Raw genomic sequence first — 21750 nt, forward strand, 5'->3', positions numbered from 1 at the left:
TTTACAAGCTGTTTGATAAATATTTTTATTCGATCATATGGATTTTATATTGGCAGGATAGATTGAAGTTTATATTTAAAAAATAGCTACTCATTTATTAAATTAATTAATAATACAATAATGCTTAAATCTTAGTAATTATTTAATGAATGGGATTTGGTGAAAATAAAGGTTAAACGCATAGGTGGTTTTATTGTGAATTTTATAAAGCTTAAAAATAGGAGTTTGTAAAGAGCAGTACAGACCTGCTTTGTTTACTATAAATGGTATTATCTCTTTCTGGAGAAGCAAAGGTGAGCAGAAAGAGAATTTGGCATCAATAGAAAATAGTGAAGGGTACTCCCTACGCAATTTCATGAGTTAGGTTTAACCCAATCCTTCTTTTGTAAGCAAACGTGCGTGCGGCAAATATGGTAGCAATTTTCATAGCCGAAGTAAAGTGCAGTTAGTGGATCTATTTTTAAGTCTTATTCACCGTGGCGGGTGGCTTTAAGTGCAGTACCCGTTGTTCTTTTCAACTTTAGCCCTTTCATTTGCGGTTGTATGATAAAGAAGAGCAGCAGGTTAGACAACGTGTTCTATGAGATACGGGGCCCTATCTTTGAGAAAGCCATGGATCTGGAACGCCAGGGGTTCAAGATTACCCGCCTGAATATTGGTAACCCCGCCCCCTTCGGGTTTGATGCCCCAGATGAAATTGTGCATGACATCATCATGAACCTGCGCAATGCCCAAGGGTACACAGACTCTAAAGGGCTGTTTGCCGCCCGTAAAGCCATTATGCACTACTGCCAGAGCAAGGCTATCCAGAACGTGCAGGTAGACGATATTATCATTGGCAACGGGGTCAGCGAGTTGATCTTGCTCAGCATGCAGGCTCTTTTAAATGAAGGCGATGAAATTCTGGTGCCAGCCCCTGATTACCCGCTCTGGACGGCCGCGGTGAACTTGTCTGGCGGCAAGGCAGTACACTACCTCTGTGATGAGGCCGCTGACTGGTATCCAGACGTGGCTGATATGGAAAGCAAAATCACGTCTCGCACCAAAGGGATTGTCCTGATCAACCCCAATAACCCAACCGGGGCGGTGTACCCGCCAGAGGTGCTGCGGCAGGTGGTGGCTGTGGCCGAACGTCATAACCTCATAGTGTTCTCAGATGAGATCTATGACAAGATTCTGTATGAGGGCACCGTACACCACGCCACGGCTTCTTTCTCTACAGATGTGCTGTTTCTAACGTTTGGCGGCTTGTCTAAGAACTACCGCGCCGCGGGGTTCAGGGCGGGGTGGCTGGTGGTGAGCGGCAAACTCTCAACGGCTAAATCATACATAGAGGGGTTGAACGCCCTGGCCAGCATGCGGCTGTGCAGCAACGTACCGGCGCAGTTCGCTATCCAGACGGCATTGGGGGGTACCAGAGCATAAATGATCTGGTACTGCCTACGGGCAGGCTTGCCAAACAGCGTGACGCCTGCTATAACAAGTTGGTCTCTATTCCCGGGATCACGTGCGTAAAGCCTATGGGGGCTTTCTACCTCTTCCCTAAAATTGACGTGCAGAAGTTCAACATTCACCGTGATGAGCAGTTTGTGCTGGACCTTCTGATTGACCAGCACGTGCTGCTGGTGCAGGGAACCGGCTTCAACTGGGCGCAGCAAGACCACTTTAGGGTAGTGTACCTGCCCACCATTGTGGAGCTTGACGAAACCCTTGACAAACTAGCCCTGTTCCTGCAGGATTACCAACAGCAAGTGTAAAAGACGTTTTTGGGCTGATTTTCAAAAAACAGGCCGGAAACAGGAAACGGGAAGATGACAGATCTTCCCGTTTCCTGTTTCCGGCGCATCTGGGGCCGCTTAAGCGTTGGGTACGTACTGCAGGAAACTCAGGTTTTCCTCACGCAGGGTGTCATTGGCAATGCCCAGCAGGTCTTTGGCCTCAATGTTTCTGATCTGCTCAAAAATCTCATTCAGGCTTTCAATGGTGCCCAGGTCCAGAATGCTCTTGCCCATCATCATCATGAAGCCCATGTTGCTTTCCTCGGCCATGGCCAGCTGACCCATGAGCTGCTCTTTGGCCGTGTGCAGCTGCACACTTCCCATGGGTTTTTCGCGCAGCAGCTTCAGTTCTTTCAGGACCAGGCCAATGGTGCGCTTCAGCTGCTTTTTCTCGGTGCCGAAGTAAATCCCAAACAGGCCGGTGTCAATGTAGGTGGCGTAGTTGGCGTCAATGGTATACACCAGGCCGTGTTTTTCACGAACCGCCAGGTTGAGCCGGGAGTTCATGCCGGGGCCGCCCAAGATGTTCACCAGCATAAAGAAGGTAAGCCTTCTGGGGTCGGTGAGGGCGTAGGCGGGGCAGCCTATCACGCAGTGCGCCTGCTGAATGGCCTTTTCCACCACCAGCGTCTGCGGCTCATACTGCTGAAAGGTGAGCCGCTGGCGGGGCTGGATCTTCTCCGGTATCTGGCCTAGATATTTTTCAGCCAGCTTCACTACGCGCTCAATGGGCCAGTTGCTCACTGAGCAGAACACCAGCCGGTCTGTGCTGAGGTTGCGGTCAATAAAAGCCTGGAAATCTTCCTTCTGAAAACGGCTCACACTTTCGCGGGTGCCCAAAATGTTATTGCCCAGCGGGTGGTTTTTAAAAACCACGTCGTCAAACTCGTCTACAATGGCGTCTTCGGGCGTGTCCAGGTACATGGCCATCTCCTCCAGGATCACGCCGCGCTCCTTCTCAATCTCTTTAGACGGAAAAGTAGAGTTGAACGTGATGTCTGTGAGCAGCTCAAAGGCCTTCTCAAAGTGGTTTTCCAGCACCGAGGCGTAGAAGCTGATTTTCTCTTTGGTGGTGTAGGCGTTCAGTTCGCCGCCCACCGTCTCCAGCCGGTTCAGGATATGGAACGATTTACGCTTTTGGGTGCCTTTGAAGGCCATGTGTTCCCAGAAATGGGCCAGTCCCTGTTCATGCGGGAGCTCGTCTCGGGAGCCAATGTCCATCATAAAACCACAGTGCGCAATCTTGGTGTGCGGCACCTGCTTGTGCAGCACCCTAATGCCGTTGGAAAGGGTATGGATATGGTAATCTGGTAATTTAGTCAAGTTCTTCTTCTGCGTTTACAATTGAAACACTATTGCGGGGCCATTCATTCCAACGGGAGTAAACAGCCTGCAAAGGTACGGAGTGGAGAATTAAGAATTGGTAATTAGGAATTCAAAGCGTTGCCGTGCAGGAGTGCAATGTGAAAATGAGAAGATTTGAAAATTTGGAAATGAGGAGAATTGAAAGAGCGTTTCTGCCTGATTTCCAGAAAACAGGCCAGAAACGCAAATTGCGGTGTTCCTTCTCCCTCTGGGAGAAGGTTAGGATGAGGGTACTAGTGTCCAATTGGTAAAAGCAGCGGCTATTGGCACAGACGCTCGCAGGTCCTCCGGACGCTACAAGGTCTTTTGAAATTGCTGATGGTTAATTGTAAAATATTCATGCGCTGGCGCGAGTCTCCTGACTCGGGACAAAAAGTGATGCGAGTCTCCAGACTCGCCGGGAACCACAAAAAGTTAAACGGGAGTCTGGAGACTCCACCCACAAAAGGTCACGAGTCTGGAGACTCGCGCCAGCAGAGGGGCTGCCGCAGGTTTGCGTTTTCAGGCTATTTTGGCCAAAACAGGCCAAAAACAGCGGTTAACCTTTCTGTATACACTTTACAGGAATTAATATTTCAACACCCGTTCATACACTTGGTGCAGCTGGGGGATTGTCACCTCCGGCCTGAAAGACAGGGCGTGTTCCAGCCCTTTCTTCACCATTTCCTTTTGGAGTTCAGGGCTGCCCAGGATTTCCTGAATGGCCTGAGACATGGCGTCTGTGTCAGTGGGGGAGACGTAGCGGGCGGCAGGGCCCCCGGCCTCGGCAAAGCAGGAACCGGTGGAGGTGATTACCGGCACGCCGCAGTTCAAGGCCTCTACTATGGGAATCCCGAAGCCCTCAAAGATTGACGGGTACACAAACAGTGTGGCCAGCTGGTAGATCACGGGCAGCTCCTGGAACGGGATGTACGGCAGAAAGTGCACCTTCTCCTCTAGCCTGTGCCGGGTAATGAACGCCTGCAGCTCCTTATAGTAATCAGTCTTGCGCCCAATGAACACCAGCGGCACCGGCGCGCCCGCCGCGTGCCAGCCTTTTAGAAGGTGCAGCTGGTTCTTGCGCTTTTCCAGCGTGCCCACGCACAGGATGAACTCAGCGGGCAGACTGTACTTTGCGCGAACCGCGTTTTGGGCCTTTTTTTCAAAAAACTGCTGAAAAACAGGATCGCAGTCCTGGTAAACCACCTGCACCTTCTCCTTCGGCACGCCAAAAAATTCTTCCAGGTCCTGCGCCGTCTGCTGACTGATGGCTACAATCTGGTGGGCGGTGTCACAGGCGTCTTTGAATTTCTTGCGGTAAATGTAGCGGTCAATGGCCGGGTAGAGCTCTGGGAACCGCAGGAAGATAAGGTCATGAATGGTGACCACCAGCTTGGTCTTGGTGCGGTCAATGCCGTAGGGCAGCTCATTGCTGAGGCCGTGGTAGACCTGCACCCCGTGCTTAGGCAATGCCGCCCGCAGGCCAAAGGTGCGCCACATAGAGGAGAGGCGTTTGCCCAGCCCGACTGGCAGAATCACCTGGGTTCTGGCCACGGGCGGGTAAAATTGCTTGAAGAGCTCTTTCTGCCGGGGGGTGAACAACGCGTACTGGTCACCGGGGAAATGCACCATCATGCCAGAGATGACATATCGGCTGTAGTTGCCCAGGCCAGAGGCATTGGTGAAAGCGCGTTTGGCGTCGTATCCTATCTTCATAAGCTGAAGGCAAAATTAAAAGAAAATGCCGGCATCCTGCAACTGTGCGCGTTGGGCAAGGCCGGGAGGCTGCTCTCCCGCACCTCCCGGGAGGCCCAGCTATTAGTCAGGCGGGACCGCTTTTTCTTACATAAGATATAAGGGCAGGGAATAAAAAGTAAAATAAACTAAACTTATAGTTTGAAAACTAAGTATTTAGTTTTATGTTTGGGATAGACAAGCGCAACACTACTATGAAAGAACTCACCAAGGCCGAGGAGCAGGTCATGCAAGTGCTCTGGAACATTAACCAGGGGTTTGTCAAAGACATTCTGGACCAGCTGCCGGAGCCCAAGCCCGCTTACAACACCGTCTCCACCATTGTGCGCATTCTGGAGAAGAAGGGCTTTGTCTCCTACAAGGCCTACGGCAAGACCCATGAGTACTTCCCGCTGGTGGCCAGAGACGAGTACCGCCACTTCTACCTGAAGAACTTTCTGGGCGGCTATTTTGGCGGCTCCTTTAAGAAGCTGGTTTCCTTTTTCGCCAAAGAGGAGAACATGGACCTGCAGGAACTGGAGGAAATGCTCAAGCATGTAAAGAACGACCTTAACCAAGACAAAGATGAATGATGCCCTCCTGCAGTACCTGTTAGAGTCAACGGGAGTTCTGTTGCTCTTCTACCTCTTTTTTGTGCTGGTGCTCAGGAAGGAGACAAGTTTCCAGTTCAACCGTTTCTATCTGCTGGGGGCGTTGCTGTTGGCGGTGGTGCTGCCGCTGTTGCAGCTGCCGGTGGTGAGCCTTTTTGCGCAGCCAGCAGAACCAGTGGCAGAGGCGGTTCCTGTTGCATTTGCCGTAGAGACCGCTGATGTGGCCTGGGGGGCGCAGGTACAGGTAGAAGATGACAGTTTGGGGTATTGGCTCGTGCTCTATCTCCTTTACGGTGCGGGCGCGCTGTTCTTTGCGGGCAGGTTGGCTTTCCAGCTGGTTCAATTGCACCGGTTTGCGCATAAAGAAGGGTCTGTCTTTTTTCTGGCAGATAAAGTCCCTGTCTATTACACCAACGGCCGGTTGCCCACTTTCTCCTTCCTGCGCAGCATCTATTTTGACAACAGCCAGCCCCTTACCACCCTAGAACGCGACCAGATTCTGGAGCACGAGCAGGTGCATATTGCCCAGTGCCACAGCTGGGATATTCTTTTCGCCAGTCTGCTGGGCATTGTCTTCTGGTTTAACCCGCTGCTGGTGCTGTACAAGCGGGCTCTTGAGGAGACCCATGAGTTTATTGCAGATGCCCGTGTGGTAAGCCAGACAGACACGCAGGTGTACTCTTCCCTGCTGCTGAAACAGGTTTTCCAGAAGCTAGACCTGAGCGTGGCCAGCTACTTTTTTTTCAACAAATCACTCACCCTAAGCCGCATTAAGATGATGAAAAAGCAACACCATTCCCCCAGATTTGGCCGGCTGCTGCTGGTGGTCCCCTTTTTGCTGGGGTTAGTGGTTCTAGTGGCGGCTACCCGCCCGGCATCGCTGGTGCCGCTCTCCCCGCAGCAGCAAAATGCTTCTGGCTGGCTTTCATTTGGGGCGCAGGACAATCAGAGTGCCCAGTTTCCCGGTGGTCAGGAGGGGTTAAAGCAGTATGTGAAGAGTCACTTTTATTTACCGGCGGTAGCGTTTGAGCTGCGCAGAGGCAATGATCCCGTACGGGTGGTTGGGTCTGTTGAGGTGGAAGTCAAAGCAGACGGCTCAGCTGTCTTCAAACGACCCGTCCAGTTAGAGGTGTCTCCCAACCATGCTAAGGTACAGGAGGCGGTACGGCAGGAATTCAGCCGGATGGTAGCCAGCATGCCCAAATGGTCACCCGCGGTGAAGGACGGCAAAGCGGTTGCTTCCAGTACTACCATAACTATTGCCTCTGTTAGTACAGAGTTTGTGCCCCGCTCTGCCAATGCCGGCGTGCAGCAAAAGACGCAGGTAAGCACTGAGGCGAACCTGGCGGGGATAACCAGGCCGGCTGAGTTCCCGGGCGGCGAAGGCGCGAAGACCAATTTCATAGCCAGCAATTTTCAGCTTCCGGAGCTCCTGTTTGAACTGCGCGAAGACAGAAACAAGCCCCTTACGTTTGCCTGGCTCGGCAAAGCCGAAGTACTCATCAACAAAGACGGATATGTAAGCCAGGTAACCGGCGTGTCAGTAGAAAGTAAGCCCCTGCACTCAGCGGCTCTAACCAGTGCCTTGGTCCGGGAACTGGCCGCTGTGATCAAAAGGATGCCCAGATGGTCTCCTGCGCTGGAAAACGGGAAACCGGTGCCGCATATAGAGACCATTAGCCTGGCACGTGTGCATAAAGTTCTGGCTGGGCAGACTTTCGCGCAATACAAGGCAGAGCAGGCCAAAAAGGCAAAGGCGCCTGCTGCATCCTTTGCCACCACCACCACCGCAGAAGGAGACAAGATTTATATTGCCGTAGAGAAAATGCCCGAATTTCCAGGTGGTCAAAAGGCAATGTTCAAGTACTTGGCAGAAAACTTTGTAATGCCTAAAGAAGCCATGAGGCAGGGAGTTCATGGCACCATGATTGCTTCTTTTGTGGTGACTAACAAGGGTAATATCACGCAAGTGGAGGTGCTGAAAAGTCTAAATCCCGAACTAGGTAAGGAAATGGTGCGGGTCATTACCGCCATGCCCAATTGGGAACCCGGTACCCAGAACGGGAAGCCAGTGGCCGTGAGGTACACCATCCCTTACAGAATAGCCCAGAAAGATTCTCCGGCCAAAGATGTTCCGTTTGCAGCCAAAGCCGTGGCAGAGGACAAGGTGTATATTGCGGTGGAGCAGATGCCAGTATACCCTGGGGGCATTACCGCCATGATGATCTACCTGAAAGAGCAGGTGGGGAATTCTGAAGAGGTGCGGCAGTTAAAGGTAAACGGCAGCGTGGTGGCTTCTTTTGTAGTGGACACCGCCGGCGTGACCAAGCAGGTGCAAGTACTGAAAAAGCTACACCCCGTGGTAGACCAACAAGTGGTCAAAGCCATTGAAGGTATGCCCAAATGGCAACCTGGAAAGCAGAACGGGAAGGCGGTGAATGTAAAATACACCCTGCCTTACCGGTTTGAGGCCAATTAGTTTTTTGTTTATAGTACGTGTTGCCCTCCAGAGCCCGAGAACGTTTCCGTTTTCGGGCTCTTTTTCTGAAAACAGGCCCAAAACAGATAGCCAAAGTAAAGGTGCTTTTTTCTTTTCCAGCCAAAGCGCCAGTTGCTTATCTTCGTAAAAGGAATAGGTGCAGGCAGAGGTGGTGTACATTTTTGCCCGGCGGCAGCGTATTTTTTAATTAAACCTGAGGAAAGATGAAAGCAGTAAAGATGGTTTTGGCCTTTTGCCTTCTTCTTGGGGCAGGGGCGGCCCAGGCGCAGACGCCTCCCGCTGGCTTGACAGAGTTTCTGGCCAGGTTCAAAGCCTTTGAAGACAGACACCACCAACGCCAGGCAAAGCAGGTGCCTATGCCCACGTACACCCCTGATAGCAGCCGTAGCGCCATGCCTTTGCCCAACGCCCTGAAAAAATGGCAAAGCTACAGCGTAGACATCGCTACTGGTTTGCGCTACTACCTACAGCTGGGCAAGGTCTTTGATCCGGAGACCGGGTACAGCCTCCCGTACAACCCAGAGCTGGAGTATCTGGTTGACGTAGAAAAAGGCAAAATCTACCTGAATGGGAGAGAGCTGAAACCCCAGCGCCCCAGAAATACCATCTTTGAAAAAGTATAGCAGGGTTTAAGGCGTAACCCACTCCACCTCCACCACCTGGCGGCCTTTCTGGAGCGTGGTGCGGGTTTCATTGGGCAGGCGTTTCAGTTTGATCTTTCTGGTGAAGGAAGGCTGCGTCTGTTGCTCTAGTACCAGGGTGGGGGAGCTTTTTCTAAACAAAACGATTGCCCCTTTGCCTTCGGAAAAAAAGGTAGGGTCTTTAAAGGTAAACGCATTACCATGGGCGGTCACCAGTGCTTTCTCTAGGGGTGGTGGTGTGGGGGCTTTGGCCAGTGCCAGTGCGTTTCCTGCGTGTGGCACGCCATACCCCAGGTAGTTGTTGCCAAACGGGTACAAGTGGCCGCTTCGCCTGAGAATGTCTGTTAGCTGGGCTGAGGTGAGGTTGGGGTTCATTTCCAACAGACAGGCGGCTAAACCCGTGATTAAGGGGGCCGAGAAAGAGGTGCCGTCTTTGGCGAAACAGGCCACGTCTGGTTTGAGATATGGTATAAAGGTGGGGCCAATGCCGCTGTAGCCTTGGCGGGTCCAGGTGCTGTAGCCGGTGGCGCCAACGGCAATGGTACCGGGGGCATCTGCGGGGGTACCAATAATCTGCCAGTTCCGGTTGTTTCCGTCATTTCCGGCAGAGACAACAATGGTCATGCCTTTCTGCTCAATGGCTGTCTGCACGGCGCGGGCAATAAAGCTGGTGCCATCCATTTGGCGGGGGCGGTAGTTCTCAGCGGGGTTGTCAAAACCCAGGGCGTAGCCCAGAGAGGAATTCACCAGACGTACCCCCAGACTATCCAGCCACTCCAGCGCCCGCACAAAGTTCTCCTCTTCTACGCGGTTCTCCCGGCCGCCGTGGTCGGTACGGGCCAGGTAATAGTCTGCGTGGGGAGCCAGGCCGGTTAAGAGTTGTTGGTCTGGGTCAAAGCCGCCTATGGCTAAGAGAACGTCGGTGCCGTGAAAATCTAAATAACTCTCCCGCTGGGTGTAAGGTGCGGTCTGGGCGGGGTTCACAAAATCTTTAAATGCTTTGATGCGGCCGGCCGCAAAAAGAGGCTGCAAGCCCGGCTTCTCAGAGGCCTGGTAAAACCCCGCATCAATCACGCCAATCTTTACCCCTTTGCCGGTAAGGCCGGCGGCCAAAAGCGGGCCGGGTTGCAGTTGCGCCACGCCTTTGGCCAGCAGTTTAGGAGGCGTAGGGGAGCTTCGGCCGCTAGGCCGGAAAAACCCGGAAATGGGTGCCATGTCTTGCACAAAAGCGATCTGCTTCAGGTGGGCAACCTGGGCCGGGGAAGCGGTGACGGCGGCGGCGTTGAGCCATTTGGAGACTCCTGTCACTTTTATTCCGCACTGCGCCAGACTGTCCAGGTAGGGTTGGTGAACGGGGGTGTCTGCCAGCTGCCGCCGGGTTTGGGGGTTTCCTTCGGGCGAAGCCGGGGCGGGTTTGTCTTTAAACTGCACCCAATACCGCTGCTGGGCCAGGGCGGGCAAACCGGTGAGACAGGAAAGGGAAAAGATCCAGAAAAAAAGAATTACGGTACAATAGCGCACGCCCAACAGAAGTTATAGAAGTGTATTTGCCTGCAAATTATCATTTATTGTCATACATTTAAGCTTCAAACGGGTTCCTGTTTTAGGGCTGTTTTCTGAAAAACAGGTCAAAAACAGGGGCTGCGCCAACCAGAGAACAACACAAAAGACACCGCCATGAAGTACGAGTCCGTCGGGAAAGACCTCTACATCCATAACCGCCAGCAGTTCATATCTTACCTCAAGCCCCAGTCGCTGGCCGTCTTCCATTCCAATGATGTCATGCCCACCAACGCAGACGGCACCATGCCGTTCAGGCAGAGCAGCGACCTGCTGTGGCTCAGCGGCATTGACCAGGAGGAGAGCGTGTTGCTGCTGTTCCCAGATGCGCGGGAGGAGCGCCTGCGGGAGATCCTTTTTGTGCGCGAAACCAATGACCACATTCTCACCTGGGAAGGCTACAAGCTCACCAAGGAGCAGGCCCGGGAGGTGTCTGGCATCCAGACCATCTTCTGGACCCATGAGTTTGACAGCATTCTCAACGCGCTCATGCCGTACGCAGAGAACGTGTACCTCAACTCAAACGAGCACTGCGTGCCGTGGTAGAGGTAGAGACCCGTGATGCGCGGTTCATCAAGAAGATCAAAGAAAAATTCCCGCTGCACAACTACTGCCGCAGCACCCAGTACCTGCACTACCTGCGCTCCAGGAAGCACCCGCGTGAGATTGAGCTCATGCGCACCGCCTGCAACATCACTGAGAAAGCGTTCAGACGCCTGCTAAAGTTTGTGAAACCGGGCGTGATGGAGTATGAGATTGAGGCCGAAATCAGCCACGAGTTCCTGCGCAACCGCTCCCGCGGGCCGGCCTACGGGTCTATCATCGCCTCTGGCGCCAACGCCTGCATTCTGCACTACGTTGACAATTTCAGGGAGTGCCAGGACGGCGACGTGCTGTTGCTGGACTTTGGGGCCGAGTATGCCAACTACGCCGCTGACCTTACCCGCTCCATACCCGTGAACGGGAAATTCACCAAGCGCCAGGCAGAGGTTTACAACGCTGTGCTGCATGTCATGAAAACCGCCAAGCAGATGCTGGTGCCCGGCAACACCCTGGACCAGTACCATAAGTTTGTGGGCAAGGTCATGGAGAACGAGCTGATTAAACTGGACCTGCTCACTGAGGAAGACGTGAACAACCAGAACCCAGAGGCCCCGCTCTACAAGAAATACTTCCCGCACGGCACCTCGCACTTTTTGGGGTTAGACGTGCATGACGTGGGCGATAAATACCGTCCGTTTGAAGAGGGTATGGTCTTTACCTGCGAGCCCGGGATTTATATCAGGGAAGAAGGCTTGGGCATACGGCTGGAGAATGACATACTCATTACCCACAACGGCCCGGTAGACCTCATGGAGAATATTCCGCTGGAACTGGAAGACATTGAGCGCGAGATGCGCGGTTAACCTTTCCTCTATTCCATTTCCTGTTTTAGGGCTGTTTTTGGTAAAACAGCCCTAAAACAGCATGTCCCTCCAGACGGGCTTGCTTATGGAAGCCGTCCATCTGGTTTTTTTTACAATCTATTTGAATCAAAGTTTACAAATAAGCGTGACACCAGTAGCAAGAATAAGCCGTGTGGTCAAGTGGGGGGGAATCATATGCCTTGTTCTTTTTACCTTTCTGGCAGAGGCGCAGCGCCGAAAGCCTGTCCCAAAGAAAGTGATTCCGGCGCCACCGGTGCAGCACCAGAAGCCCACCCTGCCTGAGGAGGTGGAAGACCCCAATACCCGCCGCTACAGCCTGGAAGAGGTGGTGAAAATGGCCAAAGAACTGTCTCCGGGCTACCAGCAGGCCCTGACTACGCTGGAGAACCGCACCTGGCAATTCCATACGTTCAAGAGTAATTACCTGCCGCAGTTAACCCTGTACGCCACGCTGCCAGATTATACCAAGAGTATTGAGCCGGTTCTACAGCCAGACGGTAGCTTAAAGTTTCAGGACCGGGACATCTCCACCTCTACGGCGCAGCTGGCGCTGAGTCAGAACATTGGCCTAACCGGCGGGGTGATCTCTATCAACTCCAACCTGCAGCGCATTGATGACTTCAGACCCTCCCGGCCAGACCGGTTTGTGCAGAAGAAGGCTTACTCCACCAACCCGGCCAACATCACCTACAGCCAGCCCATCTTTGGGTTCAACGGCCTGAAATGGGACAAGAAGCTGGAGCCCCTCCGGTTTGAGGAAGCCAAGCGTAATTTCTGGGAAGACATGGAAGAGCTGGCCGTGCGGGCCACAGACATGTATTTTACTCTGCTGCAGAACCAGCTGAGCTATGACATTGCCCGTAAAAACGTGGCCAATAATGACACTCTTTTCAAGCTTTCGCAAATCAGGTTTAAAGAAGGGCGAATTGGGGAAAATGAACTGTTGCAGCTGGAGCTGAGTTTGCTCACCTCCCGGCAAAGCCTGGAGCAGGCCGTGCTGGACATGGAAACCAGTACCCTGCGGCTCAAGGTTTTTCTGGGCATTACAGATGACTACCCTATCAGGTTGACAACCCCAGACTTGATCCCGCAGTTTCCGGTAGATGAGGAGTTTGCCCTTGCCCAGGCAAAAAAATACCGGGCCAGGGTCATTGGTATGCAGCGTGAGGAGCTGGAGGCTGAAAGGGGAGTGGCGGTGGCAGAAGGCCAGACCGGTTTCAACGCGAACCTGTTTCTGCAGTACGGTCTTACCCAGCAGGCCATTGAGGTGGCGGAGGCTTATAGAGATCCGGCTGAGCAGCAGCGGGTACGGCTAGGCTTTACCCTCCCCATCATGGACTGGGGCCGAACCAAGAGTAGAATTGGAACCGCCAAAGCCAACCAGAAACTGGTAAAGGCCAATTTGCAGCAGCAGCAGGTGAACTTTGACCAGGATGTGTACCTGCAGATCAAGCGGTTCAAGATGCTGCGGGAGCAGATGAAAGTGGCGCAGAAAGCCAATGAACTGGCTGAACGCCGGTACCAGGGTGCCAAAGACAGGTATCTGGAGGAAAAGATTGGGCTGCTGGAGCTGAACCAGGCGGCGGCAGAACGTGATTCAGCTAGAAGAGGGTACGTGGGCTCGCTCAGAAACTTCTGGAACGCCTACTACAACCTCAGGCTCATGACTTTGTATGACTTTGAGCTGAACCAGCCGCTCACCATTCCGTTGCCATTCTAACACAGCTAAAACAAAAAAGGAGAGAGTCCGCTACTAATGGCGGGCTCTCTCCTTTTTTAGAGAAGGTAAGTAGCACTTTAAGCAGGGTAATAGCTGGAAAGCCATTGTTGGGCTTCTTCAATAGCATCAAAGGCCTTTGCTTCAAACACTTTCAACTCATTGATAAAAGTGGCCGCAGTTGATCCTCCAAACGTGTCTGGATTCGCGAGCATGGCAATGCGTTTTAACCCGGCTTTGGCGGCGGCAGGTGCCCATTCATTTAAAACCCAATTCATGGAGTGGTTCCAGGAGCCCACAATCAGGCGGGTATCATTCAGTACGCAGTTGAAACCGGCTTGGGCAAGGGCTTCGGTGTAGGCTTTGGCGCCAGCTTTCACGTTCTCCTCGGTTAAATAGCCCATCCAGTTCACATAGATCAACCGGTTGTTAAAATCCTCTTCCACGGTGATGTACACTCTGCCGAAGGGATTAACAAGCTCATTTTTCATAGTTTTAAACAGGACTTTCTGAGGAGACACCAAATGCTTGGTTTTCATTCAGTGAAAAGGAAAATTATTTAGTAGGCTGCCCCATGACGGCACAACGCAAAATTCCCTTTTGGGGCTGTTTTTACAAAAACAGCCCCAAAACGGGAATCACTAAGCAAGTTGGGGTACCTTATCCTTTGCTGGCCAGCAGGTACAGGACGGCCATTCTAATGGCCACCCCGTTCTCCACCTGATCCAGAATGACAGAGTGGTGGGAGTCAGCGGCGTCTGAGGTAAGTTCCACGCCCCGGTTAATAGGCCCCGGGTGCATGAGCACAATTTCTTTGTTCAGCTCATCCAGCATCTTTTTATTGATCCCGAAGTAAAGGGCGTACTCGCGCAGTGACGGGAACAGCTTTCCGGTCTGGCGCTCCAGCTGGATGCGCAACACGTTGGCCACGTCACACCACTGCAGGGCTTCGCGCACGTTCCAAAACACCTTTACCCCCAGCTCGCCAATGTGTTTGGGCAGAAGCGTGGGCGGGCCGCACACCGCCACTTCAGCCCCCTGTTTCTGCAAGGCGAAGATGTTGGAAAGGGCAACCCGGGAATGGGTGATATCACCAATGATGGCTATTTTTTTACCGCCTACTTCGCCCAATCGCTCTCTAATGGAGAAGGAGTCTAACAGGGCCTGGGTGGGGTGCTCATGGGTGCCGTCTCCGGCGTTGACAATGTTGGCGGTGATCTTGCGGGACAGGAAGTGGGGGGCGCCGGGGCTGCTGTGCCGCATCACTATCATGTCTACCTTCATGGCCAGAATGTTGTTGACCGTATCCAGCAGCGTCTCGCCCTTCTTTACAGATGACCCGGAGGCTGAGAAGTTGATCACATCGGCTGAAAGCCGTTTCTCTGCCAGCTCAAAAGAAAGACGGGTGCGGGTGGAGTTCTCAAAGAAAACGTTGGCAATGGTGACGTCCCGTAAGCTGGGCACTTTCTTGATAGGCCGGTTCAATACCTCCTTGAACTGGTCTGCCGTCTCAAAAATGAGCTGGATGTCTTGTGGGGTAATGTCTTTGATGCCCAACAGGTGCCGGACGCTAAGCTGTTGCATGGGTTATTCTTGGTCTGGGGTAATGGTTAAAAGCCAGATGGCATCTTCTGCAGAGTTGGGTCCTTGCCACGCTACTTCTACCCGCTGGGAGTGCTGTGAATCAACACGCTGGCCGGTATAAGTAGCCTCAATGGGCAGATCGCGGGTATACTGGCGGTCAATAAGCACCAGCAGCTCCACCTGCGCCGGGCGGCCGTAAGAAATCATGGCGTCTAAAGCTGCCCGTACTGAGCGGCCGGTGTACAGCACATCATCTACCAGAATGACGCGCTTACCCTCTAAAGAGAAATCTACTTTGGTGGCATTGGGGGCCAAAGGGGCAGCCCGGCGTCTAAAATCATCTCGGTGGAAGGTGATGTCCAGATAACCGGTTTGCACCGTCACCCCTAGTATTTCCTGGAGGGTCTTTTGCAGACGGTCTGCGGCATAGATACCGCGGGGTTGCAGGCCTAAAATGACAGAGTCAGAGAAATCACGGTGCGTCTCAATCAGTTGGTGCGCCAGGCGCCTGATCATGATCTGAAACAGAGCGTGCGGAACAATGAGGCGTTTATGCATGGTCCGGGTTTTGGGCAAATATAAAGACTTACCAGAAGCCGAAGTAGTAAAAACCAGATTTAATCTGCTGAAAAACCCTCACTGGAAAAGAATGCGCTGTAAAAACAGAACCGATTTGCTCTTTCCTTCCTTGGTGGGCAGACGCCTGTACCCATACGCCAGAAGATTTTGGTTATACCAGGGCAGCACCCCGTCTGGCTCCTTCAGAATAGGCTTTCCCTCATACCCGTCTTGCTGCAGGGCAACCGGTGGCTGTAGGCGCCAGGATGAGTTGCGGAAAAGGGAATAGTGCAAGGAACCGTCTTTTACATACGCCAGGGCCAACTCTCCCTGAGGATTTACCGCTGAGGTGACTGTGGGCGAGACAGTGGTTTTATGGTGCTGGAGCGCTATACTGCCCTCTTCTATTAAATTGCCCCCCTGGTCAAAGACCAGAATGAGTGCGGCTTGAAACCGGTAGCTGACATAGATCCGTTTCCCCTGCAGCATGGTAGTGGTGGGTGCATGCTCTGATCTAAATTGGAAAAACCCTTGCTGCTTAGAGCCAACGGTGACAGAAGAGTTGGCTACCTGCGTATACGCTGGCCCGGGTTCAAAAGGAACTTTGCTGTAGATGGTTTTATATACTTCGGCCACCACAGAAAAACCTGCGGGATGGGCCGTTGCCTGGTGGAGATACACCTGTTGCCGTAGGGAGAAGTCTTTGCCTTTTGCTTTCTGGCGGTTGTACCTTCTCTTGAGCCGCTGGAGCTTAGGGGTATGCTCATACTCAAAAATATGCTGTAGTTGGCCTAACTCATAGAAGGTAGCGTTGCCTGCCAGGCCTGAGCTGAAGATGCCCTTGGTAAAAGAGCTGCCCCTGTCACCGTAGGTGCCAATGATCTGTTTTGAAGGGGTAATGCCCGTTGTAATTCTGGCTTGCTGAAAAACGCTGTTCAGCTGGGCCGGTACCACCAGGCTTTCCTTTAAATCGCCCCTGGGGGAAATCTGGTTGATTTTAAACCTGGACTGTAGGCTGTTGGTTTCAGTGGCTACCAGGTCAGTGAGGCGAAGGGCATGGTCAGTTCTTACATCTGTCAGTTGTTCTTTTGAGTGATACATGGCAGGCAGCAAAGAAAGCTGCTGTTGAGCCGGGTCAAGGGCCAATAGAAGGGTGGTTCCGGTTCGCTGCTGTTGTGCGCAGATCAGTAGCTGCCCCGCTGCCACACTCATTCCGGTAATGGTCACGTTACCTGCTGTCTGCTCATGGCGGGTAAGCCAGGCCTGGCCTGTGGAACTGGAAATCTGGTACAGCAAAAGGGAAGGGGTGCCACTTATGGAGAATAATAAATAAAAGAGCTGAGAGTCAGATGATACTCCAACCAGTTTGGTAAGTGGTTGCTGCTCAAACCTCTGTTGCCACACGGGTTGCAGTTGGTGGTTGAGTTTGCTTACCAGAAAATGGTCTTTTTTGGTGACAGACCCAGACCTGGTGGTAACCAGCAGGAGGGAACTGTCTGGGAGCGGCTGTAGCCAGTGGCGGTCACTAAAAGGTGAACTTTCCATCTCGGTTCGTACGCCTAACTTCATTGGCTGGGCCAAAACAGACGGCTTTGGCAGGAAAAGAAACCCCATCAGGAGCACCTTTAAGAAAAGCAGCCGAAGAGGTAAAGACATAAACGAGGTGTCAGATTGAAGGCGTGGGGTTTAGTGTGAAAAGGAGGGTCAGGCCCTGGCGCTTATTCAAACACCACGTTCTGGAGGTAGAACACGGTGCGGGCATCTCCGGCGGCGGGCCTGATTCGCTGAAACCCGAACGCCACAAAATTGCCCCCGTACCAGTGTACAATTCCTTCATTGTTGCTGGTCACCTTTTTGTCTGTCTCCTCCTGCAGGCGTACCTCTACTTTCTCCTCATTGGAGAGGGAGACATTGGGCTGGAGGGTTTTGAATCTGAGAAACTCATCTTCTGGGTAGACCATGGCTATATGCCCGTTGGGCATCACACCCGCTTCAATGGTAGGGGCCAGTACAGGGTAGGTTTTATTTTGCAGCTTAAAGGCGTTGTCCCAGATCAGGTTACCCTGGCGGTCAAAGACACAGGCAATGGCATGGCTAAACCGGAACCCTTCAGAAACGCGCCGGGTAAACGGTCCGTTCCCGAAATCTGATGGGCCGGGGCTGGTGTAGCCATTGTTGTTGTACTGCGGGTAGTAGATTTCGCCCACCAGCGCATATCCCTGGGGGTGGGGCATAAGGGGGTGCAGCAGCAACCGGTACCGCAGGATCATAGGTTTGCCTTTTGCTTCCCGTTTGGCAAATTTTTCTCTGAGCCGTTTTTGTCTGCCTGGAGTGGTGTACTCAAAGAAATGCTTCAGCTGGCTGAACTCATAGTATTTCAGGTTGCCGGCAAGATCACCCGTAAAAAGCCCTTTAGAGAAAATAGTGGTGCGGTAGCCAAAGGTGCCAATTAAAAGTTTGGAGAGCGTATCACCGGGGGTGAGGCGGGCCGGCTGCAGGTTGTTGTCTATGTCGCGGGGCTGGAGGAAATACGTGCCCACTACCTCGCCCAGGGAGGTCATGCGTTTGGTTTGCACCCGGGAGCGCCAACCGTTGGTTTCGCCCACCACAAACTCCACTGTCTTGGTCAGCGTGTCAACCCTGAATTCGCCCAGGTCATCTTCTGTGCCAAAAACAGCCGGCAGCAGCCGTATTTCCTCTTCTGCCGGGTTAAGGTGCAGCATGTTGAGTTTCATGTGCTCCAATCCGTAGAGAAAAACCTGCCCGTCTAGGGCTTTCATGTCTCGTAGGTCAATATACGCGGTGGGCAGCTTGTGCTCAGAATAGAAAGCGGCTCCTGTGGCCGGGTCTACTTTGTAGAGCATCAGCTTCTTGAGCTCCCTGGTGGAAAAAAGGAGGTAAATGTTCTGTTGGTCAGCCGTCACATACTCCAGGCTGGTGCCGTTGAGCTGTTCATGCTTGGTGCTCCACACCTGCTCCAGGCGTTTAGAGAATTTAGTCAGTACAAAATCCTCTTTAGAGAACCAGGTGCTGCGCTTGGTGGTGATGACCAGAAGGGTAGAGTCTGGCAACGGCTGTACCAGGTGGTCTTCTTCATAAGAATCACTTTTCAGCTCAGCCCTGAAAGTCTGGGCCGGGGCCGCCGGTTTTTCCTTTTCTTTATGTTTCTTTTGTGCCTGGCTACTAAGGCAGATGCTCCAGCAGGCTAGGAACAGGCTCCACTTGGTAATGCTTCTGATGAGTAGTGACATAAAAAGAGGGTGCCAGTGAAAGATTATAACACGTAGAAATGCCAGCGGGGCCAGCCAAAACTCAGGTAACGCTAGTTCCCCAGCTTGAGCAGGTAATCAAACTCAGTTGGGGTGACCGGCATGACAGAAAGCCGCGACTGCCGCAGCAAGGCAATGTTCTGCAGCTGCTCTTCTTTTTTGATCTGGTCCAGGGTTACCGGTGTGGCAAACGCTTTCTCTGGCGCCAACGTGACCGCCAGCCATCTGGGATCATCTGCCGTGGGGTCTGGGTACGCTTCTTTGGCCACTTTGGCAATACCCAGAATGGCTTTCTCAGAGACACTGTGGTAATAGAGAACCAGATCCCCTTCTTTCATAGCCTGCAGATTGTTGCGGGCCTGGTAATTTCTTACCCCGTCCCAGGTGGTGTGGCCATCACGCTCCAGATCAGACCAGGCGTATTTTTCAGGTTCAGACTTTACTAGCCAGTAATTCATAAGGTAAAAACAAGGACCTGTGTGGCAGGTACAAGACAAGTTGAATAAAGGTGGATACTAATTTTCTTCAGGGGTTAACCGGCGCACTTTTAAAACCGTGGGAGCCGCTGAGATGATTTCAAGTTTAGCAGGCTGCCTGCTGGTATCTGAGAACGTAACCTGTATCTGGTTTTTTGAAGTTGCCTTCCAGGTACCGGGCTGCTCCTCCAGACCATCTGCCGGGGCAATGCCATAGTGTATAAAGGTGCCGTCCTGCTTCAGCATAAACCCGGTACGCCCGCGCGACGGCGGAAACCGGAAGGTGTTGGGGCGGTAGGTGCGCACATCGGCGGAGTCTTCCTCATACGAGTACAGCCAGGTCTGGCCATACACCGCGTCTGGTAAGGCGGCACCGGTGCGGCATTGAAACGCCATCAGGCCCAACATGAAAAGGCAAAGCAAAGACAGTTTCTTCATAGGGTGAGTTTGCCAAAGACGCATATCCTGGTAAACTAGGCACAAGATAATAAATAGTTCTGTTTTATGAGTTCTGAGTTTATAGACTTGAGTTCTGGGGGCTGGATTTAGTTTAAACCATAGATTTTTCTGGCAGCTTTTTCTGTTTTAGGGCTGTTTTCCCAAAAACAGCCCTAAAACAGCAGGTTGAGGGCGCGCACTCGCCAGAGGCGGGTAACGGCTTGACAAGAAGAAGCGGTTTAGCCCCTACTCAGCACTCAGGACTCAGAACTCAGGACTAACTTTGTATCTTTGCTTGACCACCCTTAGCCAATCTTTTCCGTGGAAAACAAAGAACTCATCCGTATGTTCCGGCTCACGGCTTCACTCATGGAGCTGCATGACGAGAACCCGTTCAAGATAAGATCCTATACCAGCGCCGTCATGGTGCTGGAGCGCCTAGAGCAGCCCATTCACCAGATGAGCCAATCACAACTGGAGAAGCTGGACGGTATTGGCAAAGGCATGGCCGCCAAGATTCTGGAAGCCGTGCAGACCGGCAGCCACGCAGACCTGAACCGCCTGCTGGAAACCACCCCCGAGGGCGTAGTGCAGATGCTCAGCATTAAAGGCATTGGCCCCAAGAAAATCAAAACCATCTGGAAAGACCTGGGTGTGGAAACCATTGAAGGGCTGCGGGAGGCGTGTGAGAAAAATGAGATCTCTAAGCTGAAAGGCTTCGGGGCGAAAACCCAGCAGACCATTCTGGAGGGGCTGCAGTACACTGAGGCCAACAAAGGCAAACTGCTGTGGGCCGAGGCCGAGCCGCTGGCGCTGGATTTGCTCCAATTTCTGAAAAACAGGCCAGAAACGGCTTCCGCCGAAGTGGTGGGGGAGGTACGCCGCAACCTGGAAACCGTAGAGACCCTGCAGTTCCTGATCAGCCTGAAAGAAGACAGCCACTGGCCGGCTTTCCTGCAGGAGTTGCCGGGGGTGACGCCGCTGGAAAACCTCTCCGGCCCCTTTGTGTGGCGGGGGGCGCATGACGCCTCAGGCGTGAAGCTGGAGGTGCGGCTGGTGCCGGAGCGGCGGTTTGCGAACCAGGTGTTCTTGTATTCGGCCAACCCGCACTGGCTGGGGCTGCCCGTGAATGAGAACGGCGACACCCTCATGGCCGAAGCCTACGGCGAACCAGCCATTTCTGAAGAAGAAATCTTTCAGCGGGTCAGCCTGCCGTTCATTGCGCCGGAGCTAAGGGAAAGCGCGCGCGTGCTGGAGTTGGCCAAAGAAAACAAGCTGCCCGCCCTGCTCACAGACGCTGACCTGAAGGGTACGGTGCACAACCACAGCACCTACTCAGACGGGGCCCATACGCTGGAGCAGATGGCCGTGCATTGCCAGCAGCTGGGCTATGAGTACCTGGGCATCTGTGACCACTCCAAATCTGCCTACTACGCCAACGGCCTGCAGGAATTCAGGATCAAAGAGCAGCACAAAGAGATAGACCGCCTGAACCAGGAGCTGGGTCCGTTCAAAATCTTCAAAGGCATTGAGTCAGATATTCTAGCCGATGGTTCCTTAGACTATGACCCGGAGGTCTTAGCGTCTTTTGACTTCATTGTGGCTTCCATTCACAGCAACCTCAAAATGGACATCATCAAAGCCACCGACCGCCTGCTCACCGCCATTGCCAACCCGTACACCACCATGCTGGGGCACCCCACCGGCCGTCTGCTCCTGCGCCGCGAAGGCTACCCCATTGACCACAAAGCCGTCATTGACGCCTGCGCCGAACACCAGGTGATCATTGAAATCAACGCCAATCCCTGGCGGTTAGACCTGGACTGGCGCTGGGTAGAGTACGCCCTTAGCCAAAACGTGCTGCTCAGCATCAACCCAGACGCCCACAGCATGCGCGGCTACGAAGACATGCGCTACGGCGTGTTGGTAGGCCGAAAAGGCGGTTTAACAGCAGAGATGACCTTCAACGCCAAGAGCCGGGAGGAAGTGGAGTCGTACTTCGCGGAGCGGAAAAAGGCGAAGGGGATTTGAGTTGTTCTGTACGTCACAAACCTGAAGTCACACCTCCTGGTCATCTTGGAAAGATCTTGTGGGCGAACAGTAAAAACTGACT

General features: G+C 53.0%; 15 protein-coding genes and 2 pseudogenes. 7 read left to right on the plus strand and 10 right to left on the minus strand.

The window, feature by feature from the left end; translation table 11 throughout:
• Nucleotides 1-543 precede the first annotated feature (543 nt).
• Nucleotides 544-1757 (plus strand): annotated as a pseudogene (locus tag A8O25_RS08890) (pyridoxal phosphate-dependent aminotransferase).
• Between the two features lie 99 nt (nucleotides 1758-1856).
• Here the strand turns inward: A8O25_RS08890 and A8O25_RS08895 are convergent.
• Both A8O25_RS08895 and A8O25_RS08900 read right to left on the minus strand, forming a co-directional pair.
• Nucleotides 1857-3101, minus strand: coding sequence for a M16 family metallopeptidase (locus tag A8O25_RS08895; protein WP_066833759.1), 1245 nt, complete (start codon nucleotides 3099-3101; stop codon nucleotides 1857-1859).
• 609 nt (nucleotides 3102-3710) lie between these two features.
• Nucleotides 3711-4838 (minus strand): glycosyltransferase family 4 protein, encoded by a 1128-nt coding sequence (locus A8O25_RS08900; protein WP_066833762.1) that lies wholly within the window; start codon nucleotides 4836-4838, stop codon nucleotides 3711-3713.
• A gap of 233 nt (nucleotides 4839-5071) precedes the next feature.
• Here A8O25_RS08900 and A8O25_RS08905 point away from each other — a divergent pair, with 233 nt between their 5' ends.
• The 3 genes from A8O25_RS08905 to A8O25_RS08915 all read left to right on the plus strand — a co-directional run bounded on the left by A8O25_RS08905 (nucleotide 5072) and on the right by A8O25_RS08915 (nucleotide 8590).
• On the plus strand, nucleotides 5072-5449 hold the full coding sequence (locus tag A8O25_RS08905; protein WP_066833819.1) for a BlaI/MecI/CopY family transcriptional regulator: 378 nt from the start codon (nucleotides 5072-5074) through the stop codon (nucleotides 5447-5449).
• Nucleotides 5442-7946 carry a M56 family metallopeptidase gene (locus A8O25_RS08910; protein WP_066833768.1) on the plus strand — a complete coding sequence of 835 codons (2505 nt, stop codon included), beginning with the start codon at nucleotides 5442-5444 and terminating at the stop codon, nucleotides 7944-7946. Before A8O25_RS08905 ends, A8O25_RS08910 begins: the two co-directional genes overlap by 8 nt.
• Nucleotides 7947-8170: 224 nt before the next feature.
• Nucleotides 8171-8590, plus strand: coding sequence for a hypothetical protein (locus A8O25_RS08915; RefSeq protein ID WP_066833771.1), 420 nt, complete (start codon nucleotides 8171-8173; stop codon nucleotides 8588-8590).
• Nucleotides 8591-8596: 6 nt separating this feature from the next.
• Here A8O25_RS08915 and A8O25_RS08920 read toward each other — a convergent pair whose 3' ends face one another.
• A complete protein-coding gene (locus A8O25_RS08920; protein WP_066833822.1) occupies nucleotides 8597-10129 on the minus strand; it encodes a S8 family serine peptidase in 1533 nt (510 codons plus the stop codon).
• A 156-nt stretch (nucleotides 10130-10285) separates the two neighbouring features.
• Between A8O25_RS08920 and A8O25_RS08925 the strand changes: the two are divergent.
• Together A8O25_RS08925 and A8O25_RS08930 are read left to right on the plus strand one after the other, a co-directional pair.
• Nucleotides 10286-11574, plus strand: a pseudogene (locus tag A8O25_RS08925) (aminopeptidase P family protein).
• Between the two features lie 145 nt (nucleotides 11575-11719).
• A complete protein-coding gene (locus tag A8O25_RS08930; RefSeq protein ID WP_161947720.1) occupies nucleotides 11720-13315 on the plus strand; it encodes a TolC family protein in 1596 nt (531 codons plus the stop codon).
• Nucleotides 13316-13392: 77 nt separating this feature from the next.
• Here the strand turns inward: A8O25_RS08930 and A8O25_RS08935 are convergent, their stop codons facing one another.
• The 7 genes from A8O25_RS08935 to A8O25_RS08965 all read right to left on the minus strand — a co-directional run bounded on the left by A8O25_RS08935 (nucleotide 13393) and on the right by A8O25_RS08965 (nucleotide 19637).
• Nucleotides 13393-13803 (minus strand): STAS/SEC14 domain-containing protein, encoded by a 411-nt coding sequence (locus A8O25_RS08935; protein WP_066833826.1) that lies wholly within the window; start codon nucleotides 13801-13803, stop codon nucleotides 13393-13395.
• Nucleotides 13804-13972: 169 nt separating this feature from the next.
• Nucleotides 13973-14896 carry an aspartate carbamoyltransferase catalytic subunit gene (locus A8O25_RS08940; protein WP_066833774.1) on the minus strand — a complete coding sequence of 308 codons (924 nt, stop codon included), beginning with the start codon at nucleotides 14894-14896 and terminating at the stop codon, nucleotides 13973-13975.
• Between the two features lie 3 nt (nucleotides 14897-14899).
• Entirely contained in the window at nucleotides 14900-15454 is a 555-nt protein-coding gene (gene pyrR / locus A8O25_RS08945) for a bifunctional pyr operon transcriptional regulator/uracil phosphoribosyltransferase PyrR (RefSeq protein WP_066833776.1), read from the minus strand.
• A 78-nt stretch (nucleotides 15455-15532) separates the two neighbouring features.
• Entirely contained in the window at nucleotides 15533-17110 is a 1578-nt protein-coding gene (locus tag A8O25_RS08950) for a hypothetical protein (RefSeq protein WP_066833779.1), read from the minus strand.
• A 62-nt stretch (nucleotides 17111-17172) separates the two neighbouring features.
• Entirely contained in the window at nucleotides 17173-18705 is a 1533-nt protein-coding gene (locus A8O25_RS08955) for a hypothetical protein (protein WP_066833781.1), read from the minus strand.
• Between the two features lie 71 nt (nucleotides 18706-18776).
• Nucleotides 18777-19181 carry an EVE domain-containing protein gene (locus A8O25_RS08960; RefSeq protein WP_066833783.1) on the minus strand — a complete coding sequence of 135 codons (405 nt, stop codon included), beginning with the start codon at nucleotides 19179-19181 and terminating at the stop codon, nucleotides 18777-18779.
• A 57-nt stretch (nucleotides 19182-19238) separates the two neighbouring features.
• On the minus strand, nucleotides 19239-19637 hold the full coding sequence (locus tag A8O25_RS08965; RefSeq protein WP_066833786.1) for a hypothetical protein: 399 nt from the start codon (nucleotides 19635-19637) through the stop codon (nucleotides 19239-19241).
• Nucleotides 19638-19958: 321 nt separating this feature from the next.
• Between A8O25_RS08965 and polX the strand changes: the two genes are divergently transcribed.
• Nucleotides 19959-21668, plus strand: coding sequence for a DNA polymerase/3'-5' exonuclease PolX (polX, locus tag A8O25_RS08970; RefSeq protein WP_066833789.1), 1710 nt, complete (start codon nucleotides 19959-19961; stop codon nucleotides 21666-21668).
• The last annotated feature ends 82 nt before the right edge of the window (nucleotides 21669-21750 follow it).

The organism is Rufibacter ruber (genome assembly GCF_001647275.1).
In the GTDB taxonomy this organism is placed as follows: domain Bacteria; phylum Bacteroidota; class Bacteroidia; order Cytophagales; family Hymenobacteraceae; genus Nibribacter; species Nibribacter ruber_C.